At 61.8% G+C, this 23,058-nt stretch carries 20 protein-coding genes and 1 pseudogene; 18 read left to right on the forward strand and 3 right to left on the reverse strand.

What is annotated here, in order from left to right:
• The first annotated feature begins 1 nt into the window (after position 1).
• The gene (locus AB7M33_RS22785) at positions 2–2,005 is read left to right on the forward strand and encodes a MacB family efflux pump subunit (RefSeq protein WP_454243676.1); all 2,004 of its coding nucleotides are present in this window, start codon (positions 2–4) and stop codon (positions 2,003–2,005) included.
• Between the two features lie 149 nt (positions 2,006–2,154).
• On the opposite strand, the gene AB7M33_RS22790 is transcribed toward AB7M33_RS22785, so the two are convergent.
• Positions 2,155–2,799: a helix-turn-helix transcriptional regulator gene (locus AB7M33_RS22790; protein WP_454243677.1), complete on the reverse strand. Its 645-nt coding sequence runs from the start codon at positions 2,797–2,799 to the stop codon at positions 2,155–2,157.
• A 220-nt stretch (positions 2,800–3,019) separates the two neighbouring features.
• Here AB7M33_RS22790 and hisN point away from each other — a divergent pair, with 220 nt between their 5' ends.
• Both hisN and AB7M33_RS22800 read left to right on the forward strand, forming a co-directional pair.
• On the forward strand, positions 3,020–3,811 hold the full coding sequence (gene hisN / locus AB7M33_RS22795) for a histidinol-phosphatase (protein WP_085273361.1): 792 nt from the start codon (positions 3,020–3,022) through the stop codon (positions 3,809–3,811).
• 88 nt (positions 3,812–3,899) lie between these two features.
• Entirely contained in the window at positions 3,900–4,631 is a 732-nt protein-coding gene (locus AB7M33_RS22800) for a hypothetical protein (protein WP_027596802.1), read from the forward strand.
• An 8-nt stretch (positions 4,632–4,639) separates the two neighbouring features.
• Here AB7M33_RS22800 and AB7M33_RS22805 read toward each other — a convergent pair whose 3' ends face one another.
• Positions 4,640–5,614 (reverse strand): LysR family transcriptional regulator, encoded by a 975-nt coding sequence (locus AB7M33_RS22805; protein ID WP_027596803.1) that lies wholly within the window; start codon positions 5,612–5,614, stop codon positions 4,640–4,642.
• A gap of 396 nt (positions 5,615–6,010) precedes the next feature.
• On the opposite strand from AB7M33_RS22805, the gene AB7M33_RS22810 reads away from it, so the two are divergent.
• From AB7M33_RS22810 to AB7M33_RS22880, 15 genes and pseudogenes are all read left to right on the forward strand, one after another.
• Positions 6,011–6,889 carry a quaternary amine ABC transporter ATP-binding protein gene (locus tag AB7M33_RS22810; RefSeq protein WP_454243678.1) on the forward strand — a complete coding sequence of 293 codons (879 nt, stop codon included), beginning with the start codon at positions 6,011–6,013 and terminating at the stop codon, positions 6,887–6,889.
• Between the two features lie 19 nt (positions 6,890–6,908).
• Positions 6,909–7,862 carry a glycine betaine/L-proline ABC transporter permease ProW gene (gene proW / locus AB7M33_RS22815; protein ID WP_099429412.1) on the forward strand — a complete coding sequence of 318 codons (954 nt, stop codon included), beginning with the start codon at positions 6,909–6,911 and terminating at the stop codon, positions 7,860–7,862.
• Positions 7,863–7,919: 57 nt separating this feature from the next.
• Complete coding sequence (proX, locus tag AB7M33_RS22820) at positions 7,920–8,948, forward strand: glycine betaine/L-proline ABC transporter substrate-binding protein ProX (protein ID WP_085274396.1); 1,029 nt, start codon at positions 7,920–7,922, stop codon at positions 8,946–8,948.
• Between the two features lie 133 nt (positions 8,949–9,081).
• Positions 9,082–10,137: a GlxA family transcriptional regulator gene (locus AB7M33_RS22825; protein ID WP_454243679.1), complete on the forward strand. Its 1,056-nt coding sequence runs from the start codon at positions 9,082–9,084 to the stop codon at positions 10,135–10,137.
• 246 nt (positions 10,138–10,383) lie between these two features.
• A complete protein-coding gene (locus AB7M33_RS22830) occupies positions 10,384–11,340 on the forward strand; it encodes an AraC family transcriptional regulator (protein WP_454243680.1) in 957 nt (318 codons plus the stop codon).
• A gap of 93 nt (positions 11,341–11,433) precedes the next feature.
• Positions 11,434–12,363, forward strand: coding sequence for an RHS repeat-associated core domain-containing protein (locus AB7M33_RS22835; RefSeq protein WP_454243681.1), 930 nt, complete (start codon positions 11,434–11,436; stop codon positions 12,361–12,363).
• Between the two features lie 95 nt (positions 12,364–12,458).
• The gene (benA, locus tag AB7M33_RS22840; protein WP_027595428.1) at positions 12,459–13,817 is read left to right on the forward strand and encodes a benzoate 1,2-dioxygenase large subunit; all 1,359 of its coding nucleotides are present in this window, start codon (positions 12,459–12,461) and stop codon (positions 13,815–13,817) included.
• On the forward strand, positions 13,814–14,299 hold the full coding sequence (gene benB / locus AB7M33_RS22845) for a benzoate 1,2-dioxygenase small subunit (protein WP_027595427.1): 486 nt from the start codon (positions 13,814–13,816) through the stop codon (positions 14,297–14,299). The genes benA and benB overlap by 4 nt, the downstream gene beginning before the upstream one ends.
• Before the next feature lie 70 nt (positions 14,300–14,369).
• Positions 14,370–15,380 carry a benzoate 1,2-dioxygenase electron transfer component BenC gene (benC, locus tag AB7M33_RS22850; protein WP_027595426.1) on the forward strand — a complete coding sequence of 337 codons (1,011 nt, stop codon included), beginning with the start codon at positions 14,370–14,372 and terminating at the stop codon, positions 15,378–15,380.
• A 133-nt stretch (positions 15,381–15,513) separates the two neighbouring features.
• The gene (locus AB7M33_RS22855; RefSeq protein WP_454243682.1) at positions 15,514–16,275 is read left to right on the forward strand and encodes a 1,6-dihydroxycyclohexa-2,4-diene-1-carboxylate dehydrogenase; all 762 of its coding nucleotides are present in this window, start codon (positions 15,514–15,516) and stop codon (positions 16,273–16,275) included.
• A gap of 56 nt (positions 16,276–16,331) precedes the next feature.
• Positions 16,332–17,660: an MFS transporter gene (locus AB7M33_RS22860; protein WP_099454061.1), complete on the forward strand. Its 1,329-nt coding sequence runs from the start codon at positions 16,332–16,334 to the stop codon at positions 17,658–17,660.
• The gene (locus AB7M33_RS22865) at positions 17,660–18,859 is read left to right on the forward strand and encodes a benzoate/H(+) symporter BenE family transporter (RefSeq protein ID WP_454243683.1); all 1,200 of its coding nucleotides are present in this window, start codon (positions 17,660–17,662) and stop codon (positions 18,857–18,859) included. The genes AB7M33_RS22860 and AB7M33_RS22865 overlap by 1 nt, the downstream gene beginning before the upstream one ends.
• 54 nt (positions 18,860–18,913) lie before the next feature.
• Positions 18,914–20,164 carry an OprD family porin gene (locus tag AB7M33_RS22870; RefSeq protein ID WP_454243684.1) on the forward strand — a complete coding sequence of 417 codons (1,251 nt, stop codon included), beginning with the start codon at positions 18,914–18,916 and terminating at the stop codon, positions 20,162–20,164.
• Between the two features lie 143 nt (positions 20,165–20,307).
• Positions 20,308–21,338: pseudogene (locus AB7M33_RS22875) on the forward strand (metal-dependent hydrolase).
• A 204-nt stretch (positions 21,339–21,542) separates the two neighbouring features.
• Positions 21,543–21,755 carry a cold-shock protein gene (locus AB7M33_RS22880; protein WP_027595420.1) on the forward strand — a complete coding sequence of 71 codons (213 nt, stop codon included), beginning with the start codon at positions 21,543–21,545 and terminating at the stop codon, positions 21,753–21,755.
• A gap of 213 nt (positions 21,756–21,968) precedes the next feature.
• Here the strand turns inward: AB7M33_RS22880 and AB7M33_RS22885 are convergent, their stop codons facing one another.
• Positions 21,969–22,979 (reverse strand): aldo/keto reductase, encoded by a 1,011-nt coding sequence (locus AB7M33_RS22885; RefSeq protein WP_186681646.1) that lies wholly within the window; start codon positions 22,977–22,979, stop codon positions 21,969–21,971.
• Positions 22,980–23,058 lie beyond the last annotated feature (79 nt).

A 23,058-nucleotide genomic window follows, 5' to 3' on the forward strand; every position in this document is an offset into this window, starting at 1 on the left:
CATGAACATGAATGTCGAGCTGAGCGCACACAGCGCCGTTGCCTGCAGCAACGGCGAGCCGTTGTTGCGCCTGCAGGGGGTCAGCCGCAGTTTCTTGGCCGGCGACCGCGAGTTCCTGGCGCTGAAGGGTATCGATCTGCAGATCCACAGTGGCGAGTTGGTGGCGATCATCGGCGCCTCCGGGTCCGGCAAGTCCACATTGATGAACATCCTCGGCTGCCTGGACAACGCCAGCAGTGGCAGCTACCAGGTCGGCGGGCAAGAGACGCGCACGCTGGACGACGATGCCCTGGCGGCGCTGCGCCGCGACCATTTTGGCTTCATCTTTCAGCGCTACCACCTGCTGCCGCACCTGGATGCCCTGCACAACGTCGAGATTCCAGCAGTGTATGCCGGCACTGCGCACGGGCAACGCCACGACCGGGCACGTGAGCTGCTCACGCGCTTGGGCCTTGCCGGGCATCTGGAGCACCGCCCCAGCCAGTTGTCCGGCGGGCAGCAGCAGCGGGTGAGTATCTGCCGGGCGCTGATGAACGGTGGCCAGGTGATCCTCGCCGACGAGCCGACCGGTGCGCTGGACACGGCCAGCGGAAAAGAGGTGATGAATATTCTGCTGGAGCTGCACGCAGCCGGGCACACGGTGATCCTGGTGACCCACGACCCCAAGGTCGCCGCGCATGCTGAACGGGTCATCGAGGTCAGCGACGGTCAAATCGTCAGCGACCGGCGCACGGGCACCGCAGCCATGCCCACCCCGGTGGCCGAGCCAGCACCGGCCGCTTCGCCAGCAAGGCGCCTGGTCGCTAGCCTGGGGATGTTCCGCGAGGCCTTCAAGATGGCCTGGATCGCTTTGATCTCGCACCGCATGCGCACCTTGTTGACCATGCTCGGGATTGTCATTGGCATCACCTCGGTGGTGTCCATCTCGGCCATCGGCGAAGGGGCCAAGGGCTACGTGCTCAAGGACATCCAGGCAATTGGCAGCAACACCATCGATATCTATTCGGGTAGCAACTTCGGAGACAGCCGGGCGAAGACCATCGAAACCCTGGTGCCCGCCGACGTCACGGCGCTCAACGCGCTGTACTACGTCGACAGCGCCACCCCGGTGATCGGCCAAAGTACCTTGGTACGCTACCGCAACCTCGATGTCGATGTGCAGCTCAATGGCGTCAGCGAACACTACTTCCAGGTGCGCAACATTCCCCTGGCCGCCGGTATCGTGTTCAGTGCCGAGGACGCACGGCGCCAGGCCCAGGTGGTGGTGATCGACCACAACACCCGCAAGCGCCTGTTCGGCCCCAACGTAGATCCGCTGGGGCAGGTGATCCTGGTGGGGAACCTGCCGTGCACGGTGATCGGCGTTACCGCCGAGAACAAGAACCTGTTCGTCCCCAGCAACCAGCTGAATATCTGGGTGCCGTACGAGACTGCTGCCGGCCGCGTGCTTGGCCAACGCCACTTGGACAGCATCAGCGTGCGCATCAAGGACGGCGTACCCAGCAAGCGGGTCGAAGAGGAGGTGACCAAGCTGATGCTGCAACGCCATGGCACCAAGGACTTTTTCACCAACAACCTCGACAGCATCATGCAGACCGTGCAAAAGACCAGCCGCTCGCTGACCCTGCTGCTGTCGCTGATCGCGGTGATTTCGCTGGTGGTGGGCGGTATCGGGGTAATGAACATCATGCTGGTGTCGGTGACCGAGCGTACCCGCGAAATTGGCATTCGCATGGCGGTGGGGGCACGGCAGTCGGACATTCGTCAGCAGTTTCTGGTGGAGGCAGTGATGGTCTGCCTGTTTGGCGGGCTGGTCGGTATTGGCTTGTCGTATGGGATCGGCTACCTGTTCGAGTTGTTCGTCAAACAGTGGGAGATGGTGTTCTCACCGGCGTCGATCGTGATGGCGTTTGCCTGTTCGACGTTGATTGGGGTGGTGTTCGGTTTTGTGCCAGCGCGCAACGCGGCCCGGCTTGACCCGATCGAAGCGCTGGCACGGGATTGAGGTGCCCTGTACCTCAACCCTTGTAGGAGCAGCCTTGTGCTGCGAAGAGGCCGGTAATAGCAACGAAGATTCACGGTGTTATCACCGGCCTCTTCGCAGCACAAGGCTGCTCCTACACGGCGATTCGTGCCCCAGTGGGGATTACAAGATCAAACTGCCGTATACATCCAGCGCATCAACGAATGCCGCCCGCTGATGCCAAGCTTGATCGCCGCCCGGCGCAAATAGCTTTCGACCGTATTCACCTTCAACTCCAGCCGCTCGGCCTGCTCCGGTGCGGTATGCCCGGCCAGCAGGCCAAGGCACACCTGGCGCTCCCGTTCGGACAGCTTCAGCCCCGATTGCGCCAGGCGGTCGAGAAAACGCTGTTCGAGGCTCTCTTGCGTGGCGCGCTCGGCGGCGGGTTGCAGGGCATCGATGTGCTTTTCCAGCATCGGCAACAGCAGGGGCGAGATGTCGTCCAGGCGGTTGCGCTCGAAGGCGGAGAAGCCGTAGGTGGAGTCAGCGCGCAGCACCTGGATTTCGTAGCGGGCGTCGCCTTTGCGGCGAATCAGGTGCAAGCGCGTCGGGTCGCTGCAGTCCCTGCTTGGCTGCACGTCCGAGGAAAATACAGTCTCGTTGATTACGGGCGCGTTGGCGTCAGGGCCGGCCGGGGCCACGGGCAGCAGGCGTATGTGCGTGGCGTCGATGGTCAGGTGGGCCTGGATCAGGTCGTGCAGCATGCGCGGGAATTGGCGGCTGCCGGTGCTGGCAATGACTTTGCCGATTTGTGGGTAGAGCAGGTGCGAATTCATCGTGTCGTCCATGAGGTCCGGTGGTGCAATTTCCCGTCTGGCTGTTGGCCCGCATCCTGGGCCGCATTCGGGAGGTGATGGGTATCCTAGTACAACGATTGAGTGACGGTTAAATGAAGTAGCGATAGTGGCATAATAATGGCTTCTATGGCAGGCGACTGCTGTGGCGCGGGTTGTCGGGTATGATGCTGGCCTCCATCATCTTCAAGAGGCCTGCCCCATGTCCCTGAGTGCTGAACAGATTGGCGAATTCCGCGCCTTTGCCGAGCAGTTGGCCGATGCCGCCGCTGTGGCGATCACGCCGTATTTCCGTGCCAGCCTGGACGTCGAGGACAAAGGCGGGCGGTTGTACGACCCGGTGACGGTGGCCGACAAGGCAGCTGAAGATGCCATGCGCGCGCTGATCCAGGCGCGCTATCCCGAGCACGGCATTTTGGGTGAAGAGCAAGGCGTGGCAGTGGGTACCAGCCCCTTGACCTGGGTACTCGACCCGATTGACGGTACCCGCGCGTTCATCACCGGCCTGCCGCTGTGGGGCACCTTGATTGCCTTGAACGATGGCACGCGTCCGCGGGTGGGGGTGATGAACCAGCCCTTTACCGGCGAACGCTTCGTCGGCACCCCGGAAGGGGCCTGGCGCAGTGGCACGCCGCTGAAAACCCGTGCCTGCGCCGACCTGGCCTCGGCCACGCTGATGTGCACCACCCCGGACATGTTCGACACCGCAGCGCGCAAGGCGGCATTCGAGACCGTGGCCGGCAAGGCTCGGCTGATGCGTTACGGCGGCGACTGCTATGCCTATTGCATGCTGGCGTCGGGCTTTGTCGATGTGATTGTGGAGGCGAGCCTGCAGCCGTATGACGTGCAGGCCTTGATGCCGATCATCGAAGGGGCGGGCGGTGTGATCACGGCCTGGGATGGCAGCTCGGCGCAGCATGGCGGGTGTGTGGTGGCCTGTGGTGACCCGGCGTTGCATGCGCAGGTGGTGGAGATGTTGCGTCACGCCATGTGACCATCGCACTTTTTCGGTTTCTTGGGCTCTATGCTTGGCCAGGCTGCACTGATCCCCGGTGCGGCCGCCGAATATCGACCCGGTGCCGATGGTTGCAAGCCCTTCCAGAATAGTCCCCGGCCTGCTGTTGGCAGGCGCACTGACGTGCCTGTGCGCCTGTACCCAAGAGCAGGGCCGTGACATCGTCAGCCAGTTCGGCAATGGCAAGCCCAGCGAGCTGTTCCAGACCAGTGTCGACCGCCTGGCGACACTGTCGATGCGCGACAACCTGCAGAGCTTGTACCTGCTGATGAACAAGCTGTACCTGCGCAACCCCAACCAGTGGAAGATGTCTGGCTACGTCGATGCCGCCACGGCCGAGCGGCAGATCCGCATCGCCATCGAACAGCGCCAACCGTTGGCGCAACTGGGCAATCGCCGCGACCTTGCCGCCTTGAGTTACGCGCTGAGCCCGGAGTTTCGCGGGGACCGGGTCGGCGCGTTCATCTATGCCATCGGCAGCATGCTGATTACCGCCCATGGCGGGCGCACCGAGTTCTACATGACGGACACCATCGACCCGCTGTTCGTCAATAACGCGGCACGCAATATCGAGAAAGCCACCTGGATGCTTAGCCAGCGGCAGGATGCCAACGGCGTGCTGTTGCTGTTCTCCAACGAGATTTCGGAGGAGGGCAGCAACCTGAGTTTCGCCGTCGAGTTCGGCAAGATCGTGGCGCGGCTGGATTTGCTGGCAGAGCTGCTGGACGAGCGCTATCGGCGGATAGGGCTCAATTATGCGCAAAGCCTGCTGTTGATGAATTTCTTGCCGGTGCAGTGACCCGGGCCTTAAGTGGCGGCCGTCAGCAACGGCTGAAACTCCGCCAACAACCAGTCACGCAACCGTCGGCAACTGGCGTCATGCTCCTTGTCTTCGTTGAAGGCCAGGAAATGGAAGGTGTCCTTGAGCACCAACTGCTGTTCGACCGGCCGCACCAGCAAGCCTTGCTCCACCAGCGGGCCCACCAGGTGGTGCCAACCCAATGCCACGCCCTGGCTACTCAGGGCAAGCTGCACCAGCAGGTTGTAGTCATTGGCATTGAAGAAATGCGGCGCCGTGCTGGCACGGCTCTTCAGGTCGACGTCATGGAACGCCAACCAGACATTCCAGTCGACGTGCTCGGCCACCTGTGAGCGCCCATAGGGGCTGAGGTTGAGCAGCGAGCCATCGCGAATTCCTTCCAAGGTAGCCAGCTGTGGGTGCTGCGCCAGGTACTGCGGGCTGCATACCGGGTAGACCACATCATGGTTGAGCGGGTGGCAGCTGTAGCCGGCCTGGATCTTGCCCAGCTTGGTGATGTAGATGTCCGGCCGTACGCCAGGCTCCATCGACAGGAAGTTCTGGGTGGTCACCAGGTTGATGTCGATGTCCGGGTTTTGCTCGAAGAACTTCGGCATCCTTGGCCCCAGCCACAGGGCGGCAAACGCTGGCGAGCAGCACAGGGTAACCACGTGCTTGGGGTTGATGTTGCTGCGGATTCGCTCGGCCGCCTGGGAGATGTTGACGAACGATAACTGCACCGCATCGAAGAAGATTGAACCCGCCACGGTCAGCTCTACCGCGCGGCCGACACGGGTAAACAGTTCGGCGCCCAGGTAGGTTTCCAGTTCACGGATCTGCCGGCTCACGGCCGCCTGGGTGACGCACAGGGCCTCGGCGGCACGGGTGAAATTCTGGTATTTGGCGGCCGCGACGAAGACTTTGACCGCGCGCAGCGAAGGCATCTTGATCAAGGTCTGATCGGGTTCAGAGTGTCTGACCATGTCGGTAGGGTTCAGGTCCTGTGTAGGAGCAGCCTTGTGCTGCGAAAGGGCCCGTACAGGCACCCATAGCCAGTGTATGAGCGGGCCTCTTCGCAGCACAAGGCTGCTCCTACAAGTGCAGGGTGGGGTTCAGGCCTTGATTGATAACTTCAGGTAATGATTAGCGCCCTGCAAATGTCGTTGGACCCACCCTGGGCCAAGGCATAACGTAAATCCCACGGCGCGACATTGAGACATCGATGTCGAATAACTTTTTGAAGCAGGACTTTCTGCGTGCCGGTGTTGACTCACGTTCGCTCTTGAACGGACTGCCAAGCGTACTCGCTCTGATCTACCCGCCTTACCGAACAGTGCGATGTTGATAGATTGGTTAATAAGCATAATAACGAGGGTCGTATGAGCCATGCCGATGAGATTCTTTCGGTAAACAACATCTTCAAAGTGTTCGGCCCCAACCCGAACATGGCCATGGAGATGCTCCGCAAGGGCGCCGACAAGAACGAAATCTTCAGCAAGACCGGCCACGTCGTCGGCGTGTTCGATGCAAGCTTTTCCGTCAAACGTGGCGAGATCTTCGTCATCATGGGCCTGTCGGGCTCGGGCAAGTCGACCATGGTGCGGCTGTTCAACCGCCTGATCGAACCCACCGCCGGCAGCATCCACCTCAACGGCCGCGAAATCACCGGCCTGTCCGATAAAGCCCTGCTCGATGTGCGCCGCAAGGAAATGGGCATGGTGTTCCAGTCCTTCGCCCTGATGCCGCACATGAGCGTGCTGCAGAACACCGCCTTCGGCCTGGAAATCGCCGGCGTTGCCGAAACCGAACGCCACCGCCGTGCCCGCGAGGCGCTGAGCCAGGTCGGCCTGGCCGGCCACGAGTACAGCTACCCGCACCAGCTGTCCGGCGGCATGCAGCAGCGCGTGGGCCTGGCCCGGGCGCTGGCCAACGACCCGACCATCCTGTTGATGGACGAAGCCTTCTCGGCCCTCGACCCGCTGATCCGCAACGAGATGCAAGGCGAGCTGATGCGCCTGCAGGCCGAGCAGCAGCGCACCATCATCTTCATTTCCCACGACATCGAGGAAGCCATCCGCATCGGCCATCGCATCGCGATCATGGAGGGCGGCCGGGTGGTGCAAATCGGCACCCCGCAGCAGCTGATCAACCAGCCGGCCAACGATTACGTGCGCGCGTTCTTCAAGACCTTCAACAGCCGCTGCCAGTGTTCCAGCCTGGCCAACAGCACGCCGTTGCAGTCCCTGAGCCGCCACTGACCCCCGCGAGGTTTGCCCCATGTCCGAATTCAGCCTGCTCGACCCGTTCCAGGCGGCCACCATCCCCCTGGGCGACTGGGTCACCGCTACCCTCAACTTCCTCGTGCACAACTTCCGCGAGGTGTTTCGCGCCATCCGCTGGCCGATCGACCAAGTGCTCAATGGCATCGAGTTCACCCTGCAGAGCATCCCGCCCACCATTGGCATCCTGCTGTCGTCCTTGCTCGGCTGGCAGCTGGCGGGCAAGCGCATGGCGCTGCTGTGCTTCGTCACCCTGACCTTGCTGGGGCTGATCGGCGTGTGGTCGGAGTCGATGACCACCCTGGCGCTGGTGCTCACTTCGGTGTTTTTCTGCGCGGTGATCGGCATACCGCTGGGCATCGTCTGCGCCCGCAGCAACCGCCTGGAAAGCATTATCCGCCCCGTGCTCGATGCGATGCAGACGCTGCCGGCGTTCGTCTACCTGGTGCCGGTGGTGATGCTGTTCGGCATCGGCAACGTGCCGGGTGTGCTGGTGACCATCGTGTTTGCCCTGCCGCCGCTGGTGCGCCTGACCAACCTGGGCATCCGCCAGGTGCCGGAAGACAAGATCGAAGCGGCCCGCGCCTTTGGCTGCACGCCGCGCCAGATGCTGACCCGCGTACAGCTGCCGCTGGCCACCTCGACCATCATGGCCGGGCTCAACCAGACCCTGATGCTGTCGCTGTCGATGGTGGTGATCGCCTCGATGATCTCGGTCGGCGGCCTGGGCCAGATGGTGCTGCGCGGCATCGGCCGGCTGGACATGGGCCTGGCCACCGTCGGGGGGATGGGGCTGGTGCTGTTGGCGATCTTCCTCGACCGCCTGACCCAAGCCATGGGCGCGCGCACCAATGCCGACCCGAGCCTGCGCTGGTACCACACCGGGCCCGTGGGTGCGGTGCTGCGCCTATGCGGCTCAGGGCACGCTGCAGGGCGGCGCAAGACCGCCTGACGCAAACACATTCGTACTGCCGCACACGACATAAAAACCAGAAGAAGGTACGCGACGATGTTGGAATCCAAGTTCTCCCGCAGCATCCTGCAAGGCGCCAGCGCGCTGGCCCTGGTAATCGCCTCGCTGTGCGCCAACGCCTCGGCCGACAAGCCGGGCGAGGGCGTGAAGGTAACGCCGATCTTCCCCTCCATCGCCGAAGAACGCTTCCGTGGCGAAGTCGCCATGGAAGGCCTGCGCGAGCTGGGCTACAAGGTCCAGGAGCCTAAGGAAACCGAGTACGGCGTGATGATGGTGGCCCTGGCCAACGGCGATGCCGACTTCACCGTGCACCTGTGGGACAAGCTGCACGACAAGTTCTACCAGCAGGCCGGCGGCGATGACGTGATGGTCAAGGCCGGCGACATCATGCCCGGCGTGCTGCAGGGCTACCTGATCGACAAGAAGACCGCCGAGCAGTACCACATCAAGTACATCACCGACCTGAAGAAGCCCGAAATCGCCAAGCTGTTCGACACTGACGGCGACGGCAAGGCCAACCTGACCGGCTGCAACCCGGGCTGGGGCTGCGAGCTGATCATCTCGCACCACATCAAAGCCTATGACCTGGACAGCAGCGTGCACGTCGACCAGGGGTCGTACTTCGCGCTGATGGCCGACACCATCACCCGCTACAAGGAAGGCAAGCCGATCCTGTACTTCACCTGGGTGCCACAGTGGATCTCCACCGTGCTGGTCGAGGACAAGGACGTGGTTTGGCTGGAAGTACCGAAGACCGACCTGCCGGATGGCAACAACGATGTCGACACGATGTACAAGGGCAAGAACCTGGGCTTTGCGGTCGACAAGGTCGAGGCGGTGCTGAACAAGGAATTCGCCCAGGAAAACCCGGCAGCCACCAAATTCCTGTCGCTGATGCAGATCACCACGGCGGACGAGAGCGCGCAGAACCTCAAGATGCAGCAAGGTGAGAAAAAGCCTGCTGACATCACCCGCCATGCCAAAGAATGGGTTGCGGCGCATCGCCAGCAGTTCGACGCGTGGCTGCAAGCGTCGCGCGCGGCGGCGACACAGGCCAGCAAGTAACCTGTTCCATCGGTGAGCGCTTCTTCGCGGGCAAGCCCGCAGGGTTCGTGCCAGCGTTGGTTTTGCGCGCTGCCTGTAGGCGCGCGCTTGCTCGCGAAGAAGCCAACGCGATTTTTGCAGTTGAGTCAAAGCCATGAGCCATTTCGAAAGCACCCTCAAGAACGCCAACCTGGCCCACCTGGACACCGCAGGCCGTACCTCGCTGTCGATGCCGTGCCAACGCGTCGCCTTCGTATTACGTGAGCATTTCTCCATGATGGCCTTTACTGCGGCCATGGACACCTTGGTCACCGCCAACCTGATGAGCGCCACGCCACTGTTCCAGATCCAGGTAGTGGGTGATGGAGCACAGGTCATGAGCGACCTGGGCATCGCCTTGCCGGTCAACACGCCACTGGCCGAGCTCGATGTGCAGGTGCTAGCCACCTTGTTGGTATGCGGTGGGCTCCGAGTGCGCCTGGAAAGCGCACCGCTGCTGCGCGCCAAGCTGCGCCAGGCCGACCAGCATGGCTGCCAGCTGGGTGGTCTATGGAACGGCACCTACTTCCTGGCCGAAGCGGGCCTGCTCAATGACCACGCCTGCGCCTTCCACCCCGATGGTCGGGCAATGATGAGCGAGCTGTTCCCCAAGGTACGTGTCAGCCGCCAAGCCCATGTGTTGGATGGTCGGCGTCTGAGTTGCGCAGGGGCTAGCAGTGCCCTGGACATGATGCTGGCCTTGCTCGAACACAGGGGTGGCAACGGGTTGCGCCGGGCGGTGGAGCAGATGCTGGCGTGCGATCGCGCACGGGTGATGAGCGACGCCCCGGCCACTGCAGCGGACATCGACCCCAGCCTGCCCAAGGGCATACGCTTGGCCCTTGAGCTGATGCATGCGAATATCGAAGACCCGATCGGCATCGACGAAATCGCCGAACATGCAGGCTTGTCGCGTCGGCACCTGGAGCGGCTGTTCCGCCGCCATGTACAGGCGACACCGCCGCGCTACTACCTGGAATTGCGCCTGACCCATGCCCGGCAGTTGCTGCAACACACCAGCAAGTCTTTGACCGAAGTGGCCGTTGCCAGCGGCTTTGTCAGTTTTCCGCATTTCTACCGGCGTTTTCGTGAGCTGTTCGCCGTTGCGCCGCGCCAGTTTCGGGCGAGGAGCCAGGGGTGGGCAGGGCGGCAGGAGATAGCGATACCGTAAAAATGAAATAGTGTTCGATAATCGCACGGTTAACCGTGCCCTATTGTCCGCTATCCGCCCACGATTCCAATGGTCGCATTGCCCAATCCCCGCCTTTTTGCTTAGTGTGTGCCTATTCACCGGCTGTCGCCTGCCTCTGTACCCAGCGACCAGCCCGATAGAATAACCGTGATCGACCGCAACCACCGGCCCCAAGGCCCGTAGGAAGCGGCGCCCAGAACAATAACGAAACCGAGTGCCTTGCCTATGGAAAGCCGCCTGCTGAGCGAGCGCAGTAGCGTGTTTCACCACGCCGACCCTTATGCTGTGTCCGATTATGTGAACCAGCACGTGGGCCAGCACTGCATCGGTTTGTCGCGCACCACCCACCCCCAGGCCAGCCTCAGCCACCGCAAGTTCGCCGAACTCGACCTGTGCCGCATCAGCTACGGCGGCAGCGTGCGCGTCACCTCGCCTGCGTTGGAAACCATCTACCACTTGCAAGTGTTGCTCAACGGCAACTGCCTGTGGCGCGGGCCCCAGCGTGAGCATCACTTGGTGCCGGGCGAGTTGTTGCTGATCAACCCAGACGACCCGGTTGACCTGACCTACTCGGAAGACTGCGAGAAATTTATCCTCAAGGTACCGACCCGGCTGCTCGACTCGATCTGCGAAGAACAACGCTGGCATCGCCCGGATGGCGGCGTGCGGTTCCTGCGTAACCACTACCGATTGGAAGAGCTGGAAGGGTTTGTAAACCTGCTGGCAATGGTGTGCCATGAAGCCGAGGTGAATGAGTCGTTGCCGCGGGTGCAGGGGCATTACAACCAGATTGTGGCCAGCAAACTGCTGACCTTGATGAGCACTAACATTCGGCGCGAAAGCCTGAGTGCACCGGCGGCTAGCCTGGAGCGGATTCTGGATTACATCGAGCGCAACCTGAAACTTGAGCTTTCAGCTGAAGTGCTGGCAGAGCAGGCCTGCATGAGCGTGCGGTCGTTGTATGCCTTGTTTGATCGGCACTTGGGTACCACGCCTAAGCAGTATGTGCGGCAACGCAAGCTAGCGCGGGTGCAGGCGTGTTTGAGTGATGCCACGTGTGGGGTGCGGAGTGTGACGGAGCTTGCTCTGGATTACGGCTTCCTGCATTTGGGGCGGTTTTCCGAGGTGTACCGGCAGCAGTTTGGTGAGCTGCCATCGCAGACCTTCAAGCGACGCGGTTAAGCGGAGCCGTACTTTGTACCTGTTATTTCTGCCAGTTGCGAGCAGATTAGCGCGGATCCACCATTTGCCTTCATGGATAAAATGGTGGCACTTATGTCTACTTTGCAGCAGTTGTATTTTTACTCGCCGGAGGGTCTGGCGATGGTCAGATATCCTGGTGCGCAGGCATTGACGCTATTGCGTGCGGCAGGCCAGGTGCTCGGTCAGCGGGGTGCTGAACATGTTGCATTTTACTTGACTGACCTAAAAGACTCGGTCTTGGAATGTATGGGAGGGCAAGCATCGTCGATGAAATACACGGGTTACGGCTATGAAGGTGATAGCACGGGTTCCTCATTGTTGCGATTCAATGGGCAGCGCAAAGAATCTACGACGGGTCATTATTTGTTGGGGGATGGATACCGGGGGTTCAACCCTGTGTTGATGAGGTTCAATAGCCCCGACAGTCTCAGTCCATTTGGGGCGGGGGGAGTGAATACGTACTGTTACTGTGGCGCCGATCCTGTGAATAGGGCAGACCCCAGTGGGCATGATTGGAAGTCTTTTTTTGGAGTTCGGCCGCGGCGAAGCTCCATACCGGACCTCATCTATCAAGGCCCATTTTCAATAGATGAACTACCGACCAAATATACTAGTAGAGATAGTTATTCGTTCGCGCATCACATAACAAGCCGCGACAAAGACAAATTTGCAGATCTCATTGCCTATCAGGGCAAGGGGACTGGAGCGCGGATTGACAAGCTGTTTGCGCGCGATAAATTCCTTCCCGAGGATCTACAGCTTGTTCAAAGTGTGACGGTGTCCCTTCATCGGGATGGGCTAGCGCTGATCTCCAATATGAAAACTCACCCAATCAAATCGTACACCGATACCAGATTTATCGCCGCAAACTGGCTTGCTGAGGGAGTGGAAAAACTCGAACCCCTCAAAACAAGGATTGGATTAACCTTGGAGGCTCAGAGCAGAGCAAAAGCCAATAGGGAAAAATGGCTAGAAGCAAATACAGCGATTAGAAAGGCCTGAATGACTGGATAGCACTCTGCACAATCCGGATAGTCCCCCACCCGTCGAATCCCTAACCTGACCCGGTCTGAACAATAACAATGGAGACCCTGGCCATGTCCCTGGGATTCGACTACCTCAATGCCATGCTCGAAGACGACCGTGAACAGGGCATCTACCGCTGCAAGCGCGAGATGTTCACCGACCCACGCCTGTTCGACCTGGAGATGAAACACATCTTCGAGGGCAACTGGATCTACCTGGCGCACGAAAGCCAGATCCCCGAAAAGAACGACTTCCTCACCCTGACCATGGGGCGCCAGCCGATCTTTATCGCGCGCAACAAGGACGGGGTACTCAATGCCTTCCTCAATGCCTGCAGCCACCGCGGCGCCATGCTGTGCCGGCACAAGCGCGGTAACCGTGCCAGCTACACCTGCCCATTCCATGGCTGGACCTTCAACAACAGCGGCAAACTGCTCAAGGTCAAAGACCCGAGCAACGCCGGCTACCCCGACAGTTTCAACTGCGACGGCTCCCACGACCTGACCAAGGTCGCGCGCTTCGAGTCGTACCGGGGCTTTCTGTTCGGCAGTTTGAATGCCGATGTGAAACCGCTGGTAGAGCACCTGGGCGAGTCGGCCAAGATCATCGACATGATCGTCGACCAGTCGCCCGAAGGCCTGGAAGTGCTGCGTGGCGCCAGTTCGTATATCTACGAAGGCAACTGGAAGCTCACCGCCGAGAACGGCGCCGACGGCTACCACGTAAGCTCCGTGCACTGGAACTACGCCGCCACCCAGAACCAGCGCAAACAGCGCGAGGCGGGTGACGAGATCAAGACCATGAGCGCAGGCGCTTGGGCCAAGCAGGGCGGGGGCTTCTATTCCTTCGACCATGGCCACCTGCTGCTGTGGACCCGTTGGGCCAACCCAGAAGACCGCCCGGCCTACGAGCGACGTGACCAGCTGGCCGCCGATTACGGCCAGGCACGCGCCGACTGGATGATCGAGAACTCGCGCAACCTCTGCCTGTACCCCAACGTGTACTTGATGGACCAATTCAGTTCGCAGATCCGTATTGCCCGGCCGATTTCGGTGAACAAGACCGAAATCACCATCTACTGCATCGCGCCCAAAGGCGAGAGCGCTGACGCCCGTGCCAAGCGCATCCGCCAGTACGAGGACTTCTTCAACGTCAGCGGCATGGCCACCCCGGACGACCTTGAAGAGTTCCGCTCGTGCCAGACCGGCTACGGCGGCGGCACTGGCTGGAATGATATGTCACGCGGCGCTGCCCACTGGGTCGAGGGCGCTGACGAGGCGGCCCAGGAAATCGAGCTCAAGCCGCTGTTGTCAGGCGTGCGCACCGAGGACGAAGGCCTGTTCGTGCTGCAACACAAGTACTGGCAGGACACCATGATCCAGGCGCTCAAGGATGAGCAGCAACTGATCCCCGTGGAGGCCGTGCAATGAGCCTCTACGAAACCGTGCGCGACTTCCTCTACCGCGAAGCGCGCTACCTGGACGACGCCGAATGGGACCAGTGGCTGGAGCTGTACGCAGCCGATGCCAGCTTCTGGATGCCCTCCTGGGACGATGACGACCGCCTCACCGAAGACCCACAAAGCGAAATATCGCTGATCTGGTACGGCAACCGAGGTGGCCTCGAGGACCGGGTGTTCCGCATCAAGACCGAGCGCTCCAGCGCGACCGTGCCGGACACCCGTACCTCGCACAACATCAGCAACATCGAGATCGTCGAGCAGGGCGAGGGTTACTGCCAGGTGCGCTTCAACTGGCACACCCTGAGCTTTCGCTACAAGACCACCGACAGCTACTTCGGCAGCAGCTTCTACACCCTCGATTTGCGCGGCGAGCAGCCGTTGATCAAGGCCAAGAAGGTGGTCCTGAAGAACGACTACGTGCGTCAGGTCATCGACATCTACCACATCTGAACCGAGGTAACGCGAGCCGCCCGGTGTGCCGCATGGCGCGCCGCGGGCAGGCTCGCCCGCGAGGTGCAACATGAGCTTCCAGATCGCACTGAATTTCGAGGACGGGGTAACCCGCTTCATCGAGGCCACTGGCCATGAGACCGTGGCTGACGCCGCCTACCGCCAGGGCATCAACATCCCGCTGGACTGCCGCGACGGCGCCTGCGGCACCTGCAAGTGCAAGGCCGAGTCCGGGCGCTACGACTTGGGCGACAACTTCATCGAAGACGCCCTGAGCGAGGACGAAATCGCCGAAGGCTATGTGCTGACCTGCCAGATGCGGGCAGAATCCGACTGTGTGGTGCGCATTCCGGCCTCTTCGCACGTGTGCAAGACCGAACAGGCCAGTTTCGAAGCCGCCATCAGCGACGTGCGCCAGTTGTCGGCGAGCACCATTGCCCTGTCGATCAAGGGCGAGGCGCTGAGCCGGCTGGCATTCCTGCCAGGGCAATACGTCAACCTCAAGGTGCCCGGCAGCGAGCAGAGCCGCGCTTACTCGTTTAGCTCGCTGCAAAAGGACGGCGAGGTCAGCTTCCTGATCCGCAATGTGCCGGGCGGCTTGATGAGCAGCTTCCTCACCAACCTGGCCAAGGCCGGCGACAGCATGAGCCTGGCAGGGCCGCTGGGCAGCTTCTACTTGCGGCCGATCCAGCGCCCACTGCTGTTGCTGGCAGGTGGCACCGGGCTGGCACCGTTCACCGCGATGCTGGAGAAGATCGCCGAGCAGGGCAGCGAATACCCGGTGCACCTGATCTACGGGGTCACCAACGACTTCGACCTGGTCGAGCTGGACCGCCTGCAGGCCTTGGCGGCGCGCATTGCAAACTTCACCTTCAGCGCCTGCGTGGCCAACCCAGACAGCCAGTACCCGCAGAAAGGCTATGTCACCCAGCACATCGAACCGCGCCACCTCAATGACGGCGATGTGGACGTGTACCTGTGCGGGCCACCGCCGATGGTCGAGGCAGTCAGCCAGTACGTTCGCGAGCAGGGCATTACGCCGGCGAACTTCTACTACGAGAAGTTCGCCGCCGCGGCCTGAGTTTCCTTGGGGCCGCCCTTGTGGGAGCGGGCTTGCCCCGCGAACACGGGCGCAGCCCGTGCCATCCACCGTGGGGTCTGCTAGCGGGGCAAGCCCGCTCCCACAGCGTCCGCGTCAGCATGGAGAAATACTGATGAACACAAGATTTCAAGGCAAAGTCGCCCTGGTCACCGGCGCCGCTCAAGGCATTGGCCGCGGCGTGTGCTGGCGGCTCAAGGCCGAAGGCGCGCAGGTGGTGGCGGTGGACCGCTCAGAGCTGGTCCACGAATTGGCCGGCGAGGGCATGCTGACCCTCACCGCCGACCTCGAACTGCACAGCGATTGTGCCCGCGTCATGGCCGCTGCGGTCGAAGCGTTCGGCCGCCTCGACATCCTGGTCAACAATGTCGGCGGCACCATTTGGGCCAAACCTTTTGAACACTACGAAGTGGAACAGATCGAGGCCGAAGTGCGCCGCTCGTTGTTCCCCACCTTGTGGTGTTGCCATGCCGCGTTGCCGTACATGCTCGAACACGGGGCAGGGGCCATTGTCAACGTCTCGTCCATCGCCACCCGTGGCGTCAACCGCGTGCCCTACGGCGCGGCCAAAGGTGGCGTCAACGCGCTTACCGCCTGCCTGGCTTTCGAAACCGCCGGGCGCGGTATCCGTGTCAATGCCACTGCCCCTGGCGGCACCGAGGCACCGCCACGGCGCGTGCAGCGCAACGCCGCCGAGCAGAGCGCGCAGGAAAAGGCCTGGTACCAGCAAATCGTCGACCAGACCCTCGACAGCAGCTTGATGCACCGCTACGGCAGCATCGACGAGCAGGTCGGCGCCATCCTCTTCCTGGCCTCCGACGAAGCCTCCTACATCACCGGCGTAACGCTGCCGGTAGGGGGCGGCGACCTCGGCTGAGCCAGCCCCCCCGGCAACCGTTTTCCTCCACAACAAAAACAACAGAGACAGATGCCATGCGAACCCTTGACGTGCACCCGATCATCGATAATGCGCGCTTTACCGCGTTCCACTGGATGGTCATGGCCTGGTGCGGCCTGCTGCTGATCTTCGACGGTTATGACTTGTTCATTTACGGCGTGGTGCTGCCGGTAATCATGAAAGAGTGGGGCCTGACGCCCCTGCAGGCCGGCGCCCTGGGCAGTTATGCGCTGTTCGGCATGATGTTTGGCGCCCTGGTATTCGGCAGCCTGGCCGACCGCATCGGGCGCAAGAAGGGGATCGCCATCTGCTTCGCGTTGTTTTCCACGGCGACTATCCTCAACGGCTTTGCCACCAGCCCCAGCGAGTTCGGCATCTACCGCTTCATCGCCGGTCTCGGGTGTGGCGGCTTGATGCCTAACGCCGTGGCATTGATGAACGAATACGCCCCCAAACGCCTGCGCAGCACGCTGGTGGCGATCATGTTCAGTGGTTATTCGCTGGGCGGCATGCTGTCGGCAGGCGTCGGTATTTTCATGCTGCCGCGTTTCGGCTGGGAGTCGATGTTCTTCGCTGCGGCGGTACCGCTGCTGCTGTTGCCGGTGATTCTCTATTACCTGCCAGAATCCATTGGCTTCCTGGTACGTAAAGGGCGCACCGAAGAAGCCCGCAAGCTGCTCAAACAGCTTGACCCCGAGTGCGACATCCAGCCTGGTGACGTGCTTCAGGCAACCGACCGCAAGGGGGCTGGCAGCTCGGTCGTCGAGCTGTTCCGCAACGGCCTGGCCGTGCGCACCCTGGCCCTGTGGCTGGCGTTCTTCTGCTGCCTGCTGATGGTCTACGCGCTAAGTTCATGGTTGCCGAAGCTGATGGCCAACGCGGGTTACAGCCTGGGTTCGAGCCTGTCGTTCCTGTTGGCGCTGAACTTCGGTGGCATGGCCGGGGCGATTTTGGGGGGCTGGTTGGGCGACCGCTACAACCTGGTCAAGGTCAAGGTCGGTTTCTTCATTGCAGCTGCGCTGTCGATCAGCCTGTTGGGGGTGAACAGCCCGATGCCGGTGCTGTACCTGCTGATCTTCATCGCCGGCGCCACCACCATCGGCACGCAGATCCTGTTGTATGCCGGCGCGGCACAGATGTATGGCCTGGCGGTGCGCTCTACCGGCCTGGGCTGGGCTTCGGGCATTGGCCGCAATGGCGCCATTGTCGGCCCGCTGCTGGGTGGCGCGCTGATGGGCATCAACCTGCCGTTGCAACTGAATTTCATCGCGTTCGCCATCCCTGGCGCGATTGCCGCGCTGGCCATGGCCGTGCACCTGGTCAGTGGCAAGCGCCATGGCCTGGCCACGGCGGCGCAAGCGTAATGAAAACCCTGATCAAGGACAGCTCGCTGTCCGCCATCGTCGCCGGCTGCCTGGCGACGATGATCTCCTACGCCGGCCCATTGGTGATCATCTTTCACGCTGCCGAGGCCGCGCAGTTGTCCCATGGCCAGCTGTCTTCCTGGGTCTGGGCCGTTTCCATGGGCAGCGGAGTGCTCGGCGCTGTACTCAGCCTGCGCTACCGAGTGCCGGTCGTGATCGCCTGGTCGATCCCAGGCTCGGCGCTGTTGGTCACGGCCCTGCCTGAACTCGGCTTGGAGCAGGCCGTGGGGGCGTACCTGGTGGCCAACCTGGTCCTGCTGCTGATTGGCATCAGCGGGGCCTTCGACCGCATCATCGCGCGCCTGCCAGGCTCCATTGCCGCCGGCATGCAAGCCGGCATCTTGTTCAGTTTCGGCATCGAGGTGTTCCGCGCCTTGCCGGTACAGCCGCTGCTGGTGGTGGCCATGTTCATCACCTATGTGCTGATGCGCAGGCTTCAGCCGCGCTATGCGGTGGCCGCCGTACTGTGCGTGGGCGCCGTCGTGACCGTGGCCAGCGGGGCGTTTCGCAGCGAGGCGTTGGTGCTGCAACTGGCCTCGCCGCAATGGATTGCCCCGCAATTCAGCTTGGCGGCGGTGTTCAGCCTGGCGTTGCCCATGGTGCTGGTGGCCCTCACCGGGCAATTCATGCCGGGGATGGCCGTGCTGCGCAACGCCGGTTACGCCACGCCGGCCAGCCCGCTGATCAGTGCCAGCGCCATCGGTGGCGCCGTGCTCGCGCCTTTTGGTTGCCACGGCCTGAACCTGGCGGCCGTCACCGCCAGCCTGTGCACAGGCCATGAGTCCCATGAAAACCCGCGCCGGCGCTATGTCGCGGCCGTCGCCGGCAGTGTGCTGTACCTGCTGCTTGGGGTTGCTGGGGCCACGTTGATGTCGCTGTTCGCGGCATTTCCGGCGGCACTGATCGCGGCCCTTGCCGGGCTGGCCCTGTACGGGGCAATCAGCGAAGCCCTGGCACGCAGCCTCGCCGAGCCTGCTGAGCGTGATGCCGGGCTGTTCACTTTTTTGGTCACCGCTTCGGGGGTGTCCTTCCTTGGCCTGTCGGCGGCGTTCTGGGGGCTGCTGTTCGGCCTGCTGGCCCACGCGCTGCTTGTTCTGCGGCGGCCTCAAGCGCGGGAGGTAATGCGCCGCACCCCATGATGCCTGTGTTCCCAGCGCTTTATTCCATAAAAACAAGATCAAGAGAGCTTCGGAATGAACCACACCCCTTGCGTCGCTATTGGCCTGACATTGCTCAGCCCACCGCTGCTGGCTGCTGAAGGCGGCTTCTTCGAGGATTCGAAGGCCAGCCTCAGTGCCCGTAATTACTATTTCAGCCGCGACTTCTCCGACATTGTCGGCGCCAATCAACGGTCCAAGGCCGAGGAGTGGGCCCAGGGCTTCATACTTGACTTCAAATCGGGGTACACGCCTGGCACGGTGGGGTTCGGGGTGGATGCACTCGGCCTGCTGGGCATCAAACTCGACAGCAGCCCCGACCGGGTCAATACCGGCCTGTTGCCGGTGCATGGCGATGGCCGCGCCGCAGACGAATACAGCCGCCTGGCGCCGACGTTCAAGGCCAGGCTGTCGAAAACCGAGCTGCGGGTGGGCGAACTGCAGCCCAACCTGCCAGTGCTGACGTTCAGTGATATCCGCCTGCTGCCGCCGACTTACCAAGGTGCCAGCCTGTTGTCGACCGAGCTGCAGGGGCTGACCTTGCAAGCCGGGCACCTGACCTCAACCCACCTGCGCAACGAGGGCGGCGACGGCAAGATGAATGCCATGCTCGGCCACGTGCCAATGCGTCAGGCTGAAGGTGATGCGTTCAACTATGTGGGGGGCGACTACGCGTTCAATGCGAACCAAAGCAGTGTCAGCCTGTGGTACGGGCAGTTGGAAGATATCTACGAGCAAGGCTTTGTCGGCCTTAAACACAGCAAACCTGTCGGCGACTGGGTGCTGAGCGCCAACCTTGGCTATTTCACCGCCCGCGAGGACGGCGACGCCCTGCTGGGCAGTATCGATAACCAGGCATTCTTCTCGCTGTTCACCGCCCGCCATGGCGGGCACAGCTTCCATGCCGGGTATCAGGGCATTTATGGCGACAGCCCGTTCCCGCGGGTATTTGCCAACATCTCCCCCTTGGGCAACGAGGTGCCAACCTACGAGTTCGCCTACACCGACGAGCGTTCCTATCAGGTGCGCTATGACTACAATTTTGCCGCCATGGGCGTGCCGGGGCTGACGGCAACGGTGCGCTACATCACCGGCAACAATGTCGATACCGGGCAGGGCTACGAGGGCCGTGACCGGGAGCGCGACCTGGATATCGGCTATGCGGTGCAGAGTGGGGTGTTGAAAGGCCTGGGCATTCGCGTGAGAAATGCCATGGCACGGTCCAACTACCGCAGTGATATCGACGAGAATCGCTTGACCCTGGTGTACACCTGGCAGTTGTTGTGAAAACCCAGCTGCCATCTTTTGTCACTGAGCCGCATTTGCACCCAGAGGGTAGAGGGGGTTAGCTTTCACGCGTCATCCTCTCAGGAAATCCCGCCTTGGACTCATTGACCCAAGCCGTACTCGGCGCCGCCCTACAGGGCACTGTGCTCGGTCGCATCCAGGGCCGCCGAGCGCTGCTGTACGGCGCAGCGCTGGCCACACTGCCCGACCTGGACGTGGTCATCCGCTACGCCGACCCGGTGTCGCAGATGACCTACCACCGGGGGTTCTCCCACTCCCTTTTCGTCCTGACCGGGCTGGCGCTGCTGCTGGCCTGGTGCGTCAACCGGTGCTGGCCAGGCAAAGGCTATACCGTGCCGCGCCGTTCCTGGCGTTCTGGCTGGTGCTGGTCACGCACCCGGTGCTGGACGCCTTTACCGTGTATGGCACGCAACTGTTCTGGCCGTTGGCGCTGACCCCGCAAAGCTGGGCTGCGGTGTTCATCATCGACCCTGTCTACACCGTGCCGCTGCTGGCGGCAGTGATCTACACCCTCGCCAAGGGCGTGACGGGCACTGCGGTGCGGCTGCTGACCCTGGCACTGGTTTTCAGTACGGCCTACCTCGGCTTTGGCCTGGCTGGGCGCATGCAGGCGGAGCAACGCTTTCAGGCCGCGTTGGACCAGCAGGGCATCACGGTCAGCGACGTACGTGCCGTGCCGATTGCCTTCAACAGCCTGATCTGGCGCGTGCTGGCCAAGATGCCGGACGGCGACTACTACGAAGGTGTCAGCAGTGGGTTCGACCAGCAACCGCCAGAAATGCAGCGCCTGCCACGCAACCTTGAGCTGGCCGCTGCGCTTGCTGGTGCGCCTTTGCATCAGCGCCTGCGCTGGTTCACTGATGACTGGTTGCGCTATGACGAAATCGACGGGGCGCTGGTGGTGACCGACCTGCGCATGGGCATCCCCGGCAACTACACCTTCCGCTTCAACATGGCCCACCGTGACAGCCAGGGGCACTGGATTGCCGACACGCCCACGGCGTGGCGAGGGGCAGGGGTGGCATCGATGTTCAACGGGCATGACCTGGGCTTGATCTGGCGGCGTATCGTCGATCAGCAACCCCCATTGCCACTGGCTGAGTGGACTTCGCGCTACCTGGGGCCGGCTGCAGTACCGCCCCGGGGCGATTAAACGAAGATTCTGTTTACCGCCGCAGCCCCCATTTTGCGGGGGAAATCGGGTACAGGGCACAGCTATTTTGCGGCTTGGTGGAATTCTTAGTAGCTTATCGTCGCCAAAGCGCTCAATATGCCACTGCAGGGGCTGGTTGTTTGATAAGGCCCTCGTTGTAATTTCACGTAAAACGCATCAAATAAGCCATCGAGGGCTCAGAGCATGTCCAACAGACAAACCGGTACAGTTAAATGGTTCAACGATGAAAAAGGGTTCGGCTTCATTACCCCAGCGGGTGGTGGCGACGACCTCTTCGTTCATTTCAAAGCCATTGAATCGGACGGCTTCAAGTCGCTGAAAGAAGGCCAGACTGTTAGCTTTGTTGCCGAAAAAGGGCAAAAAGGCATGCAGGCCGCCCAAGTGCGACCTGAGTAAGACACGCACCCGCCGGCTCGGCGTTCGAACAGGTGCTTGCAACCTTGCGGGTTGACCTGGGTGCTTGATCGAACGGCGTGAAGCCTGGCAATTGTGTGGCGTGTAAAGAAAAGCTCCGTATCGAAAGATAGGGAGCTTTTTTTGTATCTGCCGCAGCGCGGTAGAGCCGCCAAGCGGCTTTGCGGCCCCTTGGCTTCAATCAAACGGCTGCCATCAATTGCGCGCCAGTCGCCCACTCACGTAGTGCGCCACGTCATTGAAGCCTGGCGTCGAGGCATGGCCCGGCGTTACCAGCGAATCGATGAACGCTTCATCCTCCGCCGTGATCTTCACGTCCAGTGCGCCGGCATAGGTGTCCCATTGTGCTTCGGTGCGCGGCCCGACAATGGCCGAACTCACCAATTGGTTATTAAGTACCCAGGCAATCGCGAACTCGACGATGCCCACGCCCTTGGCTTCGACATACGCCTGGATCTGGCGGGCGATGGCCAATGATTCCTGGCGCCATTCCACTTCCATGATCCGCTTGTCCTGGCGCCCGGCACGGCTGCTGGCATCTGGCACCGAGCCGGGTGCGTACTTGCCGCTGAGCACACCGCGGGCCAAGGGGCTGAACGGCACCACGCCCAGGCCATGGTAAGCCGCAGCGGTCAGCTGTTCGGGCTCTGCCTGGCGGTTGACGATGTTGTACAGCGGTTGGCTCACCACCGGTTTGGCCACGCCCAGTCGCTCGGCCAGGTGGCACAGCTCGGCAATGCGCCAGCCGCGGAAGTTGGACACGCCCCAATAGCGGATCTTGCCTTGGCGCAGCAGGTCGCCGATGGCTTGCACGGTTTCTTCCAGCGGTACCTTGTGGTCTTCGCGGTGCAGGTAGTAAACGTCGAGGTAGTCCAGGTCCATGCGCGTGAGCGTCGCGTCGATGGCATTGAAGATGTGCTTGCGCGAAAGCCCGCTGCGGTTGGGCAGGCCGTCGGCCGGGCCAAAGCCGACCTTGGACGCCACTATCCAGTCCTGGCGATGGCGAGCCACGGCTTCACCGACGATTTCTTCCGAACGCCCGCTGTTGTAGACATCGGCGGTGTCGATGAAGTTGATGCCCTGGTCCCAGGCTTTTTCGATGATCCGCAGTGAGTCCTCGGTGCTGGTCTGCTCGCCGAACATCATGCTGCCCAGGGTAAGGGCGGAAACCTGCAGGCCACTCTGGCCAAGGGGACGGTAGATCATGCGGTTGAGTCCTTTGCAGTGGGCTTGTCTGCCTGTTTTACACACAACCGCACGCCATTGAAAGCCCGCCACAGTGGCT

This window comes from Pseudomonas sp. Y3 TE3536 (assembly GCF_053629175.1).